Origin of the sequence: Patiriisocius marinistellae (genome assembly GCF_009014635.1) — a bacterium.
Classification (GTDB): domain Bacteria; phylum Bacteroidota; class Bacteroidia; order Flavobacteriales; family Flavobacteriaceae; genus Patiriisocius; species Patiriisocius marinistellae.
The window spans coordinates 92,111-108,784 of record NZ_BKCF01000005.1; the positions used below are offsets into that span (position 1 = coordinate 92,111).

At 33.7% G+C, this 16,674-nt stretch carries 15 protein-coding genes; all 15 read left to right on the forward strand.

Annotated features, from left to right (window positions below; translation table 11 throughout):
• Positions 1-11: 11 nt before the first annotated feature.
• The 15 genes from murG to GB234_RS12405 all read left to right on the forward strand — a co-directional run bounded on the left by murG (position 12) and on the right by GB234_RS12405 (position 16,673).
• Positions 12-1,112 carry an undecaprenyldiphospho-muramoylpentapeptide beta-N-acetylglucosaminyltransferase gene (gene murG, locus GB234_RS12335; protein ID WP_151894883.1) on the forward strand — a complete coding sequence of 367 codons (1,101 nt, stop codon included), beginning with the start codon at positions 12-14 and terminating at the stop codon, positions 1,110-1,112.
• An 89-nt stretch (positions 1,113-1,201) separates the two neighbouring features.
• Positions 1,202-2,599: a UDP-N-acetylmuramate--L-alanine ligase gene (locus GB234_RS12340; RefSeq protein WP_151894884.1), complete on the forward strand. Its 1,398-nt coding sequence runs from the start codon at positions 1,202-1,204 to the stop codon at positions 2,597-2,599.
• Positions 2,589-3,305, forward strand: a complete 717-nt coding sequence (locus GB234_RS12345) for a cell division protein FtsQ/DivIB (RefSeq protein ID WP_151894885.1) — start codon at positions 2,589-2,591, stop codon at positions 3,303-3,305. The genes GB234_RS12340 and GB234_RS12345 overlap by 11 nt, the downstream gene beginning before the upstream one ends.
• 4 nt (positions 3,306-3,309) lie before the next feature.
• A complete protein-coding gene (ftsA, locus tag GB234_RS12350; RefSeq protein WP_151894886.1) occupies positions 3,310-4,662 on the forward strand; it encodes a cell division protein FtsA in 1,353 nt (450 codons plus the stop codon).
• An 85-nt stretch (positions 4,663-4,747) separates the two neighbouring features.
• On the forward strand, positions 4,748-6,853 hold the full coding sequence (gene ftsZ / locus GB234_RS12355; protein ID WP_151894887.1) for a cell division protein FtsZ: 2,106 nt from the start codon (positions 4,748-4,750) through the stop codon (positions 6,851-6,853).
• Between the two features lie 315 nt (positions 6,854-7,168).
• Positions 7,169-7,801 (forward strand): hypothetical protein, encoded by a 633-nt coding sequence (locus GB234_RS12360; protein ID WP_208997326.1) that lies wholly within the window; start codon positions 7,169-7,171, stop codon positions 7,799-7,801.
• An 8-nt stretch (positions 7,802-7,809) separates the two neighbouring features.
• A complete protein-coding gene (locus tag GB234_RS12365) occupies positions 7,810-8,613 on the forward strand; it encodes an AfsR/SARP family transcriptional regulator (protein WP_151894888.1) in 804 nt (267 codons plus the stop codon).
• A gap of 183 nt (positions 8,614-8,796) precedes the next feature.
• Complete coding sequence (locus GB234_RS12370; RefSeq protein WP_151894889.1) at positions 8,797-9,054, forward strand: hypothetical protein; 258 nt, start codon at positions 8,797-8,799, stop codon at positions 9,052-9,054.
• Between the two features lie 100 nt (positions 9,055-9,154).
• Complete coding sequence (locus GB234_RS12375; protein WP_151894890.1) at positions 9,155-10,180, forward strand: helix-hairpin-helix domain-containing protein; 1,026 nt, start codon at positions 9,155-9,157, stop codon at positions 10,178-10,180.
• Between the two features lie 31 nt (positions 10,181-10,211).
• Positions 10,212-10,499 (forward strand): hypothetical protein, encoded by a 288-nt coding sequence (locus GB234_RS12380; RefSeq protein WP_151894891.1) that lies wholly within the window; start codon positions 10,212-10,214, stop codon positions 10,497-10,499.
• Positions 10,500-10,708: 209 nt separating this feature from the next.
• Positions 10,709-11,362, forward strand: a complete 654-nt coding sequence (locus GB234_RS12385; RefSeq protein ID WP_151894892.1) for a TetR family transcriptional regulator C-terminal domain-containing protein — start codon at positions 10,709-10,711, stop codon at positions 11,360-11,362.
• A 9-nt stretch (positions 11,363-11,371) separates the two neighbouring features.
• The gene (locus GB234_RS12390) at positions 11,372-12,694 is read left to right on the forward strand and encodes an ABC1 kinase family protein (RefSeq protein WP_151894893.1); all 1,323 of its coding nucleotides are present in this window, start codon (positions 11,372-11,374) and stop codon (positions 12,692-12,694) included.
• A 33-nt stretch (positions 12,695-12,727) separates the two neighbouring features.
• Complete coding sequence (locus GB234_RS12395; protein ID WP_151894894.1) at positions 12,728-14,566, forward strand: WS/DGAT/MGAT family O-acyltransferase; 1,839 nt, start codon at positions 12,728-12,730, stop codon at positions 14,564-14,566.
• Position 14,567: 1 nt separating this feature from the next.
• On the forward strand, positions 14,568-15,503 hold the full coding sequence (locus GB234_RS12400; protein WP_151894895.1) for an alpha/beta fold hydrolase: 936 nt from the start codon (positions 14,568-14,570) through the stop codon (positions 15,501-15,503).
• The gene (locus GB234_RS12405) at positions 15,504-16,673 is read left to right on the forward strand and encodes an esterase/lipase family protein (RefSeq protein WP_151894896.1); all 1,170 of its coding nucleotides are present in this window, start codon (positions 15,504-15,506) and stop codon (positions 16,671-16,673) included.
• The last annotated feature ends 1 nt before the right edge of the window (position 16,674 follow it).

The window sequence follows — 16,674 nt, forward strand, 5'->3', positions numbered from 1 at the left end:
TAAAGAAAAGTATCAAAAAAGAACGACCATATCGATTTATAGTTTCAGGTGGTGGAACAGGCGGACATATTTATCCGGCTATTGCCATTGCTAATGAATTGAAGTTGCGTTTCCCAAATGCAGAGTTTCTTTTCGTTGGCGCAAAAGACCGAATGGAGATGGAAAAAGTTCCGCAAGCTGGATATAAAATTGAAGGATTGTGGATCTCAGGTTTACAGCGAAACCTATCATTCAAAAATTTAAAATTTCCGCTTAAATTAATTTCAAGTTTATCAAGATCTCGAAGCATTATTAAAAAATTTAAACCAGATGTGGCAATAGGTACAGGGGGTTACGCAAGTGCACCATTATTAAAAGTAGCTTCAATGCGTAAAATACCGTGCTTGATTCAAGAACAAAATGGACATGCTGGAATTACAAATAAGTGGCTTAGCAAAACAGTACAGAAAATTTGTGTCGCTTATGATGGTATGGAAAAGTTTTTTCCTGCTGAAAAATTAGTACAAACAGGAAATCCTGTGCGTCAAGATTTGCTAGATATTTCTGGGCAACGAGATGAGGCATTAAAGTTTTTCAAATTAGATAAAACAAAAAAAACATTACTTGTTTTAGGAGGGAGTTTAGGTGCTGGGAAAATTAATCAGTTAGTTGTCAATGCATTGAGTGTGTTTAAAAAAGAAAATGTTCAAGTTATTTGGCAATGCGGTAATTTGTATTATGAGCAATACAAAGAAGAAAATAAAGGAGTTATTCAAGTACATGCTTTTTTAAATAGAATGGATTTAGCATATGCTGCTGCAGATATTGTTGTAAGTAGATCTGGAGCGTTATCAGTTTCTGAGTTATGCTTGGTTGGAAAACCAGTAATATTTATTCCTTCGCCTAACGTTGCGGAGGATCACCAAACAAAAAACGCATTGGCAATCTCAGAAAAAGATGCAGCCATATTGTTGCAAGAAAAAGATGCAGATAATTCTTTTGAAGATACTATTAGTTCATTAATTAATGATACCGTAAAACAAGATGAGTTATCAAAAAATATAAAAAAAATAGCAAAACCAAACGCTACAAAAGATATTGTAAATGAGGTAGTTAGTTTGATTGAAAAATAAGATAATATACAAGATATTCGGGTTGCATCAATTTGTCGCTCCTCAACAAATAGGCGCTCCCGGATATTTTAAAATAGGATAGAAAATAAATGAGCATATTAAAAAATATAAACACCATCTACTTTATCGGCATTGGCGGGATAGGGATGAGTGCGCTTGCTCGTTTTGCAAAAGTAAAAGGATTAGATGTCTTTGGATATGATAAAACCGAAACTGCACTAACAAAGAAGCTAATTTCTGAAGGTATTACGGTAGGTTATGAAGATGAAATTTCGGCTTTGCCAAAAAACATTTCTCATAAAAAAAATGTATTAGTCGTTTATACGCCTGCGATACCTAAGGATAATGTTATATTTAATTGGTTTCAATCTGAGGGTTATGACATGATGAAACGTGCAAAATTGCTAGGCGAAATCACAAAAGATACCTTATGTTTGGCTGTCGCTGGAACACATGGAAAGACAACGACGTCGGCAATTTTAGGTCATTTGTTAGCGGAATGTAATATGCCAGTTACTGCTTTTTTGGGTGGTATAGCAGAAAATTATAAATCAAATTTTATTAGTCGCGGGACCAAAATTACTGTGGTTGAGGCTGATGAATTTGATCGCTCATTTTTAACCCTTAGCCCAGACATTGCCTGTGTTACGTCAATGGATGCAGACCATTTAGATATTTATGGAAGTGCTACAGAAATAGAAAAATCATTTAATGATTTTGCTGCATTATTATCTAACGAAGACCATTTATTATATAGAAAAGGCCTGCCTTTAAAAGGGCAATCTGTAGCTATCGAAGAAACTGCAGCATTTGAAGCACAAAATGTACGAATTAAAGATGGTGCGTATCGTTTTGATTTTAAAACACCAGATCAAATTTTAAAAAATTTGCAATTTTTATTGCCTGGACATCATAATCTACACAATGCAATAACAGCACTAGGAATGGCACTTCTAGCAGGAGCGCCAACTAGCGAGCTACCTAGAGCTCTCTCCGGTTTTAAAGGGGTTGAGCGCAGGTTTAGTTATAAGATAAAATGTGATAACTTAGTGTTGATTGATGATTATGCACATCATCCCACAGAGATTAATGCGCTTTTTCAGGCAGTTGCCGAAATGTACCCTGGCGATGAAAAGTTAATTGTTTTTCAGCCACATCTATTTAGCCGAACAAAAGACTTTGTTGATGGATTTGCCGAAAGCTTAGCCCAATTTGACCAGATACTGTTGTTAGATATTTATCCTGCAAGAGAAAAGCCAATTGAGGGTGTAAGTTCAGGTTGGTTATTGACAAAAATTCATACTGTTTTAAAAGACAGTAAAATGCAAGACAATCAAAGAAATAAGGAAATAGCTAAAATTGTAACAAAAACCGAACTAGTTAAGGAAATAAAAAAATCAAAATGTCGTATTAAACTGCTCGTAGGAGCAGGAGACATAGGAGCAGAAGTTGAAAACATAACTAAAATACTGAACAATGAAAGTTAATTGGGGCCTAATAAAGGTTATTGTTTTGGTTGGCTTAGTTGTGTTTTTGTACAGCTTTACCAACAAACGAAATAGTGCTAGAAATCTTTCAAAAATTGAAGTAGAATTTGTAGATGAGAATGACCCGTTTATAACGCTTAAAACAGTTGATAAATTGTTAATACAAAAATACAACAGTGTGACTAACGTCCTTAAAGAAAGATTAGTTTTGAAAGAAGCCGAAAAGCGCTTACTGCAGAACGATATGATACGTGATGCCCAGGTTTTTATAACTGTAGATGGTGTTCTAGGAGCAAAAATTGAACAGCGCAATCCAGTTGCAAGGGTAGCCGCAATAAATGATTTTTATATTGACGCAGATGGTAAAAAAATGCCATTGTCAAAAGTGTATTCTGCAAGAGTGCCTTTAGTCACTGGAAATATAGAAACAGATTTTACAGTATTGACTTCGCTACTCTTAACAATTAGAGATGATAATTTTTTGAATCAAACCATTGTAGGGTTGCACGTTTCTAAAAACAATTTTGTGATAATGAAAGTGCGAAAGCAGGACTTTCAAGTAAATTTTGGGAAGCTTATAGACGAAGATAAAAAGTTTCAAAATTTTAAGGCGTTCTATCAACAGGCACTAAATGATGGAACGTTGAGTGAGTATAAAAGTGTTGATTTGCAGTTCGGGAGTCAAGTAGTTGCAACAAAAAAGTAAGGTTATGGAACAAAAAAACATCGCTGTAGGACTAGATATTGGGACCACAAAAATTGTGGCAATGATAGGGGCTAAAAACGATTATGGAAAAGTAGAGATTTTGGGCATTGGAAAGTCTAAAAGTCTTGGTGTGCATCGTGGTGTTGTAAATAACATTACGCAAACTATCCAGTCTATACAACAAGCAGTACAAGAAGCAGAAACATCTTCTGGTTTAAAAATTGAAGATGTAGTAGTTGGAATTGCAGGACAACACATACGTAGTTTGCAACATAGTGATTATATAACACGCCACAATAGTGATGAAGTTATAGATGAAGATGATATTGATCGTTTGTGCAATCAAGTACACAAACTTGTAATGCTTCCAGGAGAAGAAATAATTCATGTATTGCCGCAAGATTTTAAAGTCGATGGACAGGCAGAGATAAAAGAGCCTATAGGAATGTACGGTGGTAGACTTGAAGCAAATTTTCATGTAGTTGTTGGGCAAGTAGCTTCGATAAAAAACATAGGGCGTTGTGTAAAAAGTAGCGGTCTTGAATTAAGTGGTATTACACTTGAACCTTTAGCTTCTGCAAACGCAGTGTTAAGTCAAGAAGAAAAAGAAGCTGGAGTTGCTTTAATTGATATAGGTGGTGGAACTACAGACCTGGCAATTTTTAAAGATGGAATTATTAGGCACACAGCAGTTATTCCTTTTGGCGGAAATGTAATTACCGAAGACATCAAAGAAGGATGTAGTATTATAGAGAAACAAGCAGAATTACTTAAAATAAAGTTTGGTTCTGCGTGGCCTGGGGAAAATAAAGACAACGAAATTGTTTCAATCCCTGGTCTTCGTGGCAGAGAACCAAAGGAGATTACGTTAAAAAACCTTTCAAAAATCATTCATGCAAGAGTGGTAGAGATTGTAGAACAGGTGTATTTAGAAATTAAAAATTATGGTCACGAAGATCAAAAGAAAAAATTAATAGCTGGAATAGTATTAACAGGTGGTGGAGCACAATTGCAACACCTTAAACAACTTGTAGAATATATTACAGGGATGGATACTAGAATAGGATATCCTAACGAGCATTTAGCTGGCGATAGTGATAGTGAAACTACTAGTCCATTGTATGCTACAGCTGTTGGATTAGTAATGAATAGTATTGAGTCTAAGAAGCGTGCAAAAATCCTTTCAGAGCAAGAAAAGATTGAAGAAAAGCAAAACAGAATTTTAGCTTCAGAAAAAATTGAAAATGAAGCAGAAATTTCCGAAGAAATTGAAGAGCCAAAAGTACAAAAACAAGGAAAAAGGTTTTTTGATAAATGGGCAGAAAAGTTTAAAGATTTTTTAGACAATGCAGAATAAGTAGAAGTTAGGAAAAAATAAAATTATAAGTAGAGTAAGAATCACTCTATTTTATTGATAATAAACCTCGCAAAAAAGTAATAATATGAGCAGTAACACAGAATTTGAAAACATTGCGTTTGATCTGCCAAAGAATCAATCTAACGTCATTAAAGTAATAGGCGTAGGTGGCGGCGGCAGCAATGCTATTAACCATATGTTTAATCAAGGAATCAAAGGCGTTGACTTTGTTATTTGTAATACAGATGCGCAGGCTCTCGAAAACAGTAGTGTGCCAAATAAAATACAGTTAGGTGTGGATCTAACAGAAGGTCTTGGGGCTGGTGCAAATCCTAAGGTGGGAGAACAGAGTGCTGTAGAAAGTATGGCAGATATTAAGAACATGTTAACTACAAATACTAAGATGATTTTTATCACGGCTGGTATGGGTGGTGGAACTGGAACTGGAGCTGCACCTATTATTGCGAGAATGGCGAAAGATCTTGATATTTTGACTGTGGGTATTGTAACAATTCCTTTTCAATTTGAAGGGAAGTTGCGTAATGAGCAGGCACTAGTAGGTGTTGAAAATCTACGTGCAAATGTAGATTCACTAGTTGTAATTAATAACAATAAACTACGTGAGGTCTACGGAAATTTAGGCTTCAAAGCAGGATTTTCAAAAGCAGATGAAGTATTAGCAACAGCAGCGCGAGGTATTGCCGAAGTTATTACACATCATTATACTCAAAACATTGACCTTAGGGATGCAAAGACTGTACTCTCAAATAGTGGAACTGCAATTATGGGTAGTGCAACTGCAAGTGGTGCAAACAGGGCGCATGATGCAATAAGTAAAGCATTAGACTCTCCATTGTTGAATGATAATAAAATAGCCGGAGCTAAAAATGTTTTACTACTAATCGTATCTGGAGCCGAAGAGATTACTATTGATGAGATAGGTGAAATTAGTGACCATATTCAAAATGAGGCAGGACACAGTGCAAATATTATTATGGGTGTTGGTGATGATGACGCTCTAGAAGGTGCAATTTCAATTACTGTAATTGCAACGGGTTTTGACGCGGAACAACAAAATGAAATTAGCAATACTGAAACCAAGAAAATAATCCACACGCTCGAAGAGGAGCAAAAGGCAGAGCAAGACTTGACAACAAATGTTACTGCTTCTCCAGTGGAACTTCCTAAGGCTGAAGTGCCTCCTGCTCCTGTTGTTCCAGAACCTGCAAAAGTGATTCGTCACACATTGTTTGAAGAGGAGGAAATACAAACAATCAAACTTACTCCCAAAGCAGTTGTTGAAGCACCAGTACAAAACAAAATTCCTTTTGAGGGCTATGTGGCTACATCAAATTTTATAAAAAATATTGATGTGGAATCTACAGCAGTAGATATACATGTACTTGCTGAGTTTGAGCAATTGATTATTAATGAAATTGATGTAAATGATTTTGAAATAGTTAAACCTAAAGAAGCTGAAGAAACCAAAACTCAAGAAGCTATAATTTCTTCGGAAATAGAACAACCTACTACTGTCGATTTTACAATAAACACAGTTAAAAAAGAAGTTTTTAATGAAGCGGAAATTTCCGAAGAGAAAGAAGAGGAAAGTGCAGTTGGGAATTCGATGTTAATGTTTGATATGCCAATAAATGATGTTGAAGAAGAGACTGCCGAAGTGATCAAGCATGATTTGCAAGTTGAGGATATTCAAGTAAATGACCATGTTGAAGTAATACCAGTTAATGAACAGACTAAAGATGGGATTAGGCGTTACAGTCTTGATGATTATCAAGAAAAAGAAGAAGAGTTGTTAAGCGCAAAACCTACGCAAAAAGTAGCTGAAGAAACGATTGTTTTTGAAACAAAGACGGTGCCTCAAACAGAAATAGAAGCTGATACTGAATATGAAGTTGCTGAGATTGATCCAATGAACGCTCCCATTTCACAATTATTGAAAGACCGTACTGAGGAACGTAAGCGTAAGTTGAAAGACTTTAACTACAAATTTAGGAACAGTGGATCAAAATTAGAAGATATTGAAAAGCAACCTGCTTATAAACGTGCTGGTATTGAGTTAGAGGATGCAAAAAATTCTGGAAGTAGCATCTCAAGAACTTCGGTAAATACTGATGATGACAATATTGATTTAAGAACTAATAATAGTTTTTTACATGATAACGTTGATTAAATTATAAAAACAGCTTAACCTACTAATTAAAAAACGAGTACTCTAATTTTGAGTGCTCGTTTTTGTTTTTATAAAATTTTTTTAATAAATGAGTACAATTAAAGAAGTAGTCTATTTGACAAATGTCAACTCAATGAGTAATTTTATCATTAAATACATTGTGATTATTATACTTTATATTTATACTTTAGAACTAAATTTATCATAGAGGGATTTTAAAGGTAAATAATTTTCTAATTAGCAATGTATTACTGAAAATTTAATTAATTAAGCCTTCTTAGTTTTTTAAAATAATTATCAAAGAAAGAAGTAGCAATGACAAAGAAGACAGCAGAGACAGCATCATTTATGGTGCGCTTTAATCAGAAAATTTATACAGAAAAAGGAGAGAACAAAGTGCAATGGCGTGGTAAAGTGAGTCATGTACAAGGTGGTGAAGAACTTAATTTTTTAGACTTTAATGATGCGGCAGCTTTTATTCAAGAACGTTTGGCTGCACTTACTTTAGATGCTACTCAAGATAAGTCTACTGAGGAGCAAGAGAGTATACTAAAAAAGAGTTATTCTCTGTTTAAGACATTTGCTGCTACAGGTCCGCAGTTTTTAAAAGAAACATTGAAAGATCCTCGAAAGCAAGTAGCGCATTTACAAGATCAACTAAATGAATACGGAGAAGAGTTGCTTGAAAAAGTGCCTATTGATCAATGGCGAAATGCTTCAAAATCTGATTTTCAAGATATTAAAGAGTCGATAAGTGCGCTAACAATAGCGGTTGCAAAGTTAAATAAAAAGGTAGAATCTTTAAATGGAGCTACGCTAGAGAAAAAGCCTGCATCAAGAAAAACTACAGTAAAGAAAACACCGCCAAAAAAAACTCCAGTTAATAAAAGTACTGTAAGTATTAAAAAAAAGACTACAGCAAAAAAGGCTAAACCTACAAAGAAGTAAACGGCTTTATGATTGAACTCACTACACAGCTTGATGAGCTTCTTAAATTTCAAGAAGAAGCACTTATAAGGTTTCAAACCTTAGGCAATTTTGTGCTTTGGCGTGAGGGAGTAAAAGTGAATTCTAAGGATTGGGGAAGAGATAAAACAGTACAACTTATACAATACCTTATTTGTTATAGACAGCGGCACGCTCTCCATAAGGAACATATTATGGAGCACCTGTGGGAAGAAGGTGATGACCGTGATTTTAAAGTGGCGCTACACGGAGTTAATAAAATATTAGAGCCAGACAGACCTTCTCGTACAGAACCACTATATGTAGAGCGCCAGGGTGTTACATACCAGCTCAACTTAGAAAAAGTATGGATAGATGCAGAAGCTGTTGAAAAATACATTGCAATCGGTAATGAAGCGCTTGCTTCTAATATTGTTTGTGCAAAAAAAGCATTTAAAGCTGCAATTTCAATGTATCAAGGGAGTTATTTGCCTAATAGGATTTTTGAAGACTGGACTACAGAAGAAAGAGAAAAACTTCAAATTTTAATTTTAGGTGCTTATACCGTACTTGCAGAATTGATTGTTGAAGAAAATCCTATGGAAAGTGTACGCCTTACACAACAAGCGATTGCCATAGATGCTACATGGGAAGACGCATACAAAATTCAGATGCAAGCTTATATTGCAAAAGGGAATCGTCCTCAGGCATTAAAAACTTATCAAAAATGTGTTGATGTACTTGATAAGGAATATGGCATTGATCCATTACCTGCAACTAAAAATCTTCTTAAAGAGATTGAAGCTATAGCTTAAAGTACTTCGGAAATATATTTATTTTAAAATTTCCGCGAAAGCGAAATCCTTACTATCAAAGAGTTTCTATCTATTTTCAATATTAATTTTCTTGTTTATAAGTTATCTGTAACTCATCTGTAACTGCTTGATTATATGTTTGCAGCATAAAAATTAATAATCCAATCTCACAATACACATATTATGGCAACAAAACCAAAAAGAACAAAGCAAACACTTATTGAAAAAGCAGCGAACGGAGCACTTGCTTTAACTACTAAAGCAAATGACTTTGCACTTAAAACAACGGAGCGTGCTTTTAAAACTTCTTTTAAAATGACAGAGAAATGTATGGGTGTTACTTATAAGATGGTAAAAAAAGGATTAGAGGTTTCTGCAACTCAGCAAGAAATGACTTTTGATGTTTTGAATAGTATTAAGAAAAAAGTAATTAAAAAATAAAACGCTAAATATCTAGCAATCAACTTTGCAACTCATCTGTAACTCGCAGATTGTATGTTTGCATCATAATTAAAACAATAACATAAAAACAATATATAAAATGGCTACAACAAAAAAGAATATAACTAAGAAGACTGCTACAAAAGCAACATCTAAAGTAAATAAATTGAACAACTCATTAGTAAATGCTTCAATGGCAGCGATCAATACAACTGTTGAAAATGGAGAGAAATGGCAAAAATTGACTAAAAAATTAATTAAGCAATCTGAGCCTATTCGCACGAAGCAAATGAATATGATTTTTGAAACTGCAACTGCTGTAAAAAATCAAGCGACCTCTGGAAAAGAGCGTATGATGGATTTAGTAGGGTATGATGGAACTACTGTAGATAAAGCGGTAAAGTACGCAAAAAACAATCCTGTTAGTAAAAAAGTAATTAGCACTGCAGAAGGTGTAATTGAGAAAGTTACAGAGAACCCGATGGTGAAGAAAGTTGAAAAAACAACTGACGGAATCAAAAAAATGAGCATCGCTAAATTTAACGATGTAAAAGAAGATGTTCTTGAACAAGCTCAAAAAATACTTCATAGAGGAGAAGAGATTGTAGAAGATGCTAAAGCTCCTAAGAAAACTTCAAAGCAAGTAAAGGCTAAAGGTGCTGCTAAAGTAAAAGCGGTTCGTAAGACTACAACTAAGAAAACTACTGTAGCAAAGAAAGCTACTGCAAAAAAGGTAAAAGCTGTAAAAGAAACTGCTAAAGCGATTGTAAAGGAAGTAAAAGCTCAGGGTACTGATAAGGTAGCTGATATTAAAGAAACTGGAAAAGAAAAAGTTGCAGAAGTAAAAACAGCTACTAAGAAAGCGGTAAAAACTATAGCAAAGGATGATTTAAAAATTATTCACGGAATTGGACCTAAATTAGAAGGTGTTTTTAATAAAAATGGAATAAACACTTACGGTGAACTTGCAAAAGTTGATGCTACTAAGATTGAAGCGATTTTAGATGAAGCTGGACCTGTATTTAAAAATATTGACACAAAGGACTGGAAGAAACAAGCAGAGGTAGGTGCAGAAGGTGGTGAAGAGGCTCTTAAAACATGGGTAGCTCGTTATAGAACTGTATAATTAATGATTATAATTTTATAAAATATACAAGATGAAAAAGAAAGTAAATGTGAAGAACGCTAAAGGAATGATTTCTAAGGCAATGAATACTTCAAAAACAGCAGTAACAAAAGCAAATGATTTTGCTTTAAACACTACAGAGGTTGTGGTTACTGGATCATTAGAAGCTACTGCACAGTGGCAAACAGTTGCAGATAATGCTATTAAAGGTGGTCTTAAGCTTGCTAAAAACCAACAAGATTTAGTGTTTGACGTATTAAACGAAATTAAAAGCCAAGTAAAAGAAAGTAAAAAGAGATTCTCAAAACTTGTGGCTTAAATATTAGATTTTAAGTAATTAATAATTGGAAGAAACCGAGTTGTATATTATAATGCAGCTCGGTTTTTTTATTTAAGAAAAGCACATTAAATACATTCTAATTTTGCTATTTTTAACAAAATCTGCTTTTTAAAATCCTTTTAGTATTTATTGTGTTTTATAAAGTCTGAAATGAGGTATATTAAATTAATTAGTATTTGTTGTAAATTTTGGCCAAACAAAACAAAATAACGGAAGCACACATTATCGATTTTTATATGGATGATGTAACAAATCTAGGTGAAAAACCAGATGATGTTGAATTGTTTGCTGCATCACATAAATTTGAAGCAGCGCAATTTTATAAACATTTCGAAGATTTTAAAGATTTAGACCGTAGCATTTTTAAAATCCTGATTGACACATCTATCGCCACACTTGCAGAAAGTGGAGATTTTATTTCGTTTAATAAAAAAGACAAACTTTTAAGTCTATTTTTCACCTTCTTTGAAAACCTGAATTTAAATAGAGATTTTTGTGTTATTACTATAAAAAGTTATGGAATTAGTTTGAGTACTTTATCATTATTTTCTGAGCTTAAAGAAAGTTTTATACAATTTATGGACTCTTTGAAACTCGAGACTTTAAGTATTAACCTTGAAGCGTTAGAGTCTATCCAGAAAAAATCAATAAATGAAGCTGCTTGGGTACAACTTTTGCTTACTATTAAATTTTGGATGACAGATGAATCTGAGCAATGTCAAAAAACAGATATTTTCATTGAAAAATCTATTAATACCAGTCTAGAACTGCTCAATACTCAATCGCTAAATAATATTATTGATTTAGGAAAATTTCTGTACGCCGAAAAATTTAAGTCCTAAAAGAATATTATGAAAACTACTAAAGATATACCACTATCAAAAATACACCGCGCTTCTAAGTTATTGCAAACAGGAGCAAAAGTGGGTGTAAATTATCTTAAATATTATGGAGATAAGATGGTGAGTTCAGAAGAAGAAGCAAAAGAGCGCTTAAATGAAAATAATGCAAATGATATTTACGACAGTTTAAAAACTCTTAAAGGTAGTGCGCTAAAAATGGCTCAAATGATGAGTATGGAGAAAAATATAATGCCTAAAGCATTTGTAGAAAAATTTTCGCTATCTCAATTTTCGGTGCCACCATTATCTGCTCCTTTAGTTTTAAAAACGTTTAAAAAATCTTTTGGAAAATTTCCAGATCAATTATTTGATAGCTTTAATACAACAGCTACAAATGCAGCTAGTATAGGGCAGGTACATCAAGCAAAAAAGGATGGAAAAATCCTTGCGGTAAAAATCCAGTACCCTGGGGTAGCGCATAGTATTCAATCAGATCTAGCCATCGTAAAGCCAATAGCGATGAAAATGTTCAATATAAAAGGGGAGCATTCTGAGCGTTATTTTAATGAAGTTGAAAATAAGCTTATTGAAGAAACAGACTATGTTCTAGAATTAGAGCAAAGTGAAGAAGTAGCAAAAGCTTGTACACATATTTCCAATCTCCATTTTCCAGTATATTATCCAGAATATTGCTCAGATCAAATCATTACAATGGATTGGATGAAAGGTATTCACTTGTCTGAATTTACTCAAATTAATACGGATCAAGAAGTAGCAAATAAATTAGGGCAGGCGCTTTGGGACTTTTATATGTATCAAATTCATGTCTTACGTAAAGTTCATGCAGATCCCCATCCCGGCAATTTTTTAGTTTCTGAAACTAACGAACTCGTTGCGCTTGATTTTGGTTGTATGAAAATGATACCAGATACATTTTATAATCCTTATTTTGAGCTTTTTAAAAGGGATGTAATTGATGATCCAAAAAGCTTCAAAAAAAATCTTATGGCTTTGGAAGTGTTACGAAAGGATGATTCAAAAGAAGAACTTACATTTTTCACACAGATGTTTTACGAGGTGTTGGAGTTATTTATTTCGCCATTTCAAAATGATACTTTTGATTTTTCAGACGAGACATTTTTTGAGAAAATTTCGGCATTAGGAGAACAATATATGAAAAAATCAAACCTTAAAAATATGAATGGAAATAGAGGATCTAGACATATTATTTATATGAATCGTACCTTTTTTGGGCTTTTTAGCTTGATGTTTGACCTTAAAGCAAAAAATATTAAAATTCGAAATTATAACACTTTCGCGTTAGCAAAATAAAATTAATCACCCATTAAATTGCATATAACAACAATGGCAAAGAAATTAGATATAAAAGATATTGTACAAGACGCTCTAGATGGCTCAATTAAACAGATTTCAGGTTCAGATGCAGCTTTTTTATATGCTGAATCACCTACAAGTCCTATGCATATTGCATCATTGAACATCGTTGAAGGCTCCTTAAATTTTAAAGATTTTAAGAAAATTGTTGCTTCAAAAATGCACTTGATTCCAAAATTTCGCCAACGATTGCTTAATGTGCCAATGAATCTAGATTATCCTTATTGGGTAGATGATCCTAATTTTGACTTAGATCTTCATCTCAACCGTATAAAGTTGCCAGATCCTTCTAATTGGAAGACATTGAGGTCATTAACCTCTAGTATTTTCAGTGCGCCGTTAGATCTTCGCCGTCCATTGTGGTCAATTCATTTTATTGAAGGAATTGATGAGATTGCTCAAGTACCTAAGGGTTCAGTAGCAATTGTAAGTAAAGTGCATCATGTAATGATAGATGGTAGCTCTGGAGTAGGAATTATGGGTGTGCTTTTCGACAATGAAAAGAATTTAAAAGATATTAAGCGTGATGCTCCTAAATCCTTTGATCCAGATCCATTACCGGATGATTTGAGTTTGCTGCTTAAAAGTGGATATGGTTTTATAAAAAATCCGTTTAAAATACCTAAAACTATTGTTGAGACTACATACTCTTTTATAAAAAACAAAGCTTCTAAGACGCTTAGTATACAAAAAGAGTTTGCTTCTGCTAGGTATCCAGTTCCTATTACGATTTTTAATGAAAATATTTCAGCAAAAAGAACTTGGGGAACAGCAATATTATCATTTGATCGTATTAATACACTTCGCAAAATAACTGGTGGAAGTGTAAACGATATTATTCTTGCTTTTTGTGCTGGAGCAATTCGGAAATACCTTAAAGATAGGGAGAAATTGCCTCTACAGCCACTTGTAGCAAATGTGCCTATATCCATTCGTGGAGAAGATACATCTCATAATAATCAAATTGCAAATATGATGATACAACTAGCGACTCACATAGAAGATCCGCTAGAGCGTCTTGAATATATTCAAGAACAAACAATGTTAGGGAAGTCTAGACATAAAACAATGGGAGCTAAAACGTTATCAAAAATGGCAGATGCTGTTCCTTTTGGTTTAGCAAACTTAGCTGCTGGATTGTATAGCAAGTACAATATTAAGGACTTACATAGACCTCCATTTAATGTTACAATTACAAATGTTCCTGGACCTCGTAATACACTCTATCTTAATGGTCATAAAGTAGTTTCTGTTTTTACACTTACACCAGTTGTTGATGGATTTGGTCTTATTATAGCGGCTTTTAGTTATAACGAAAATGTAACCATTACAGCAACTTCAGATGCTAAAACAATGCCTGATGCAGATAAGTTTGCTCGTTACATTCGTGAGTCTGCAAATGAACTTGAAAAAATTATTTTAGATAATGAAAAGGCTAAAGTTAAAGTAACTAAAGTCAAAAAAGATAATAGTAAAAGTGCTTCATTCTTTAGTACGTTTAAACGGTATTTAAACAAACAAAAATCCATTGATAGTAAATTAAAAGGGATTTACCATATTGATGTAGATATGGGTGTAACCAGTCAATGTTGGGAAATAAACCTTACACAAGAAAAGCCTACAATAAAGAAGTCAAAAAACCTCGATCCTACTACTTTAATGGAAATTGAAGACGCAAATTTATACGATTTATATAAGGGTAATTTACTTTTTGATGAGTTGAAAATTCAACAACGATTAAAATTATCTGGAACTGTAGCAAACAAGAAAAAGTTTACTAACCTTCTTAAGGCTTTTTTGAACAGATAATATGCATTATAATACCCATACCTTTACTGCCAATGATGGCGAAATCATTTGTTATTATAAATGGAGTTGTGATTCAGCTATTTCTCAACGAGGTATTATTCAAATAGCGCACGGTATAGGCGAACATGCAGGACGGTATGATACTATTGCACACCGATTACAAAAAGAAGGATTTACTGTATATGCCAATGATCACCGAGCCCATGGTAAAACTGCAGAAGTTAAAAGGCTTTTTGGCTATTATGACGGTGGGGATTATTTTAAGGATGTGGTAGAGGATATGCATAGTCTTTCACAACTTATGCGGGAAGAAAATCCTAATAAAAAGTTTATTCTTTTTGGTCATAGTATGGGCTCCTTGCTTAGCCGTAAATATGTACTCAAATTTGGCAATGAAATTGATGCTTTGATTCTTTCTGGTACAGCAAACTTTATAAAAGGCTTAGGACATTTTGGACTTGCAGCTACTAAGGCCGTTGTTGCAATTAGAGGTCGAGAGAGAGGGAATGAAACCTTACGGACTTTATTTTTTGATGAATTTAATAAAAAATTTAAGCCTAACCGTACAAAACTGGATTGGATAAGTAGTGATGAAAATGCTGTAGATATATTTGAAGCAGATCCTTATCGTATTGAAAATTTTTCTTTAGGAGTATTTGCAGATATTATTTCAAATTCACGCTTATTAAATAAAAAAGAGGCATTTATAAAAACGCCTGATAATCTCCCCATATTAATATTTTCAGGAGATAAAGATCCTGTAGGAGAGATGGGAAAAGGGGTTACAAAAGTGGCTGAAAAATATAAAAATAATGGCAATGAGGACCTTACATTTAACCTTTATGAAGATGGTCGTCACGAGATGCTGAATGAAACTAATAGTAAAGAAGTAGAAGAAGACATTATAACGTGGCTCAACCTACAAATCCCCAAATAAATGAACGATAAACTGCCCTTATATAAAACCTTTATAAAATTTGCCGCTACGCTAGGCACTCTCAATGGATTATCAATTTCAGAAAGTAAAAAAGTACTTTTAAATAATTTTGAGATACACCCTAATAATGAGCAAATTTTGCCGCTTATTGAAAAATTAGAAATTGAACAAGATGAGGATATACGGTTTTTATTTAATGAGTGTATTCGCATTTGCGATGAGCTAGGTCCTAGTCGAGAATATATCACTTTGTTAGTAATTCTTGAGGGGATTACTTCAATAGTTTCAGAAAACGGAACGCTAAAACAAAATGAAATTGCGAATTCAGTACTTCAAAAATTTAAAGATGAAATTACCTTAATCAACCAGAAAATACCTAAACCTCCATTATTTAATATGTTATTAGAAACACGTTCACTTATAGAATGGACGTCAATCTATTGTATTTATCCTTTTATTCCGAAACGGATTAAAGGTGAAGGTCGTCCCGTTTTGTTGATACCACCGTACTTAGGAGATGATTATTCTACATCATTTGTCCGAAAGTATTTAACATCACTTGGATTTAAAACCTATAAATGGGAAATGGGTTTTAATATGGTTAAATCACATTATATTCCTAGATTAGAAGAAAAATTAGACGATATTTATCAAGCACATGGTGAAAAGGTAAGTATAGTAGGCTGGAGTGGAGGAGGTATTTTCGCAAAGATTATGGCAAATCGTCATCCTAATCAAGTAGAACAAATAATAACAATTGCATCACCAGTATGGGGTGTAATGGAGATGAAAACACCAGTGTATGGTATTCTAGAGTTTTTTAGAGGAAAGTCCTTAAAAGACAGAAATAAAAGATTTCTAGAAGAACTTGAGCCTATACCTGATGTGCCAGTAACCTGTATTTATACAAAAACTGATGGTCTTGTACCTTGGAAACACTGTATGGAAGCAGAGAGCTACCGCAACAATATTCGTAACATCGAAGTTTTTGGGAGCCATTCTGGTCTTGGTGCAAATGCTAGTGTACTTCTGATAACTGCAAATGCATTAAGCGCTAATATTCAGGGACAGACGATCCAAGAGGCTACAAACAATATAGAGCGAGTGCTATATCCATTTTATTGGAAAAATAAAAAACGTAGATTCTCTTTTAAGAAGAAAAAAATATAGT

Coding starts and splice junctions, on each gene's coding strand:
- GB234_RS12360 (WP_208997326.1), top strand. CDS start 7,169: ATGACAAAGAAGACAGCAGAGACAGCATCATTTATGGTGCGCTTTAAT.
- GB234_RS12380 (WP_151894891.1), top strand. CDS start 10,212: ATGAAAAAGAAAGTAAATGTGAAGAACGCTAAAGGAATGATTTCTAAG.
- GB234_RS12365 (WP_151894888.1), top strand. CDS start 7,810: ATGATTGAACTCACTACACAGCTTGATGAGCTTCTTAAATTTCAAGAA.
- GB234_RS12390 (WP_151894893.1), top strand. CDS start 11,372: ATGAAAACTACTAAAGATATACCACTATCAAAAATACACCGCGCTTCT.
- GB234_RS12345 (WP_151894885.1), top strand. CDS start 2,589: ATGAAAGTTAATTGGGGCCTAATAAAGGTTATTGTTTTGGTTGGCTTA.
- GB234_RS12370 (WP_151894889.1), top strand. CDS start 8,797: ATGGCAACAAAACCAAAAAGAACAAAGCAAACACTTATTGAAAAAGCA.
- GB234_RS12375 (WP_151894890.1), top strand. CDS start 9,155: ATGGCTACAACAAAAAAGAATATAACTAAGAAGACTGCTACAAAAGCA.
- ftsZ (WP_151894887.1), top strand. CDS start 4,748: ATGAGCAGTAACACAGAATTTGAAAACATTGCGTTTGATCTGCCAAAG.
- GB234_RS12340 (WP_151894884.1), top strand. CDS start 1,202: ATGAGCATATTAAAAAATATAAACACCATCTACTTTATCGGCATTGGC.
- GB234_RS12405 (WP_151894896.1), top strand. CDS start 15,504: ATGAACGATAAACTGCCCTTATATAAAACCTTTATAAAATTTGCCGCT.
- GB234_RS12400 (WP_151894895.1), top strand. CDS start 14,568: ATGCATTATAATACCCATACCTTTACTGCCAATGATGGCGAAATCATT.
- GB234_RS12395 (WP_151894894.1), top strand. CDS start 12,728: ATGGCAAAGAAATTAGATATAAAAGATATTGTACAAGACGCTCTAGAT.
- ftsA (WP_151894886.1), top strand. CDS start 3,310: ATGGAACAAAAAAACATCGCTGTAGGACTAGATATTGGGACCACAAAA.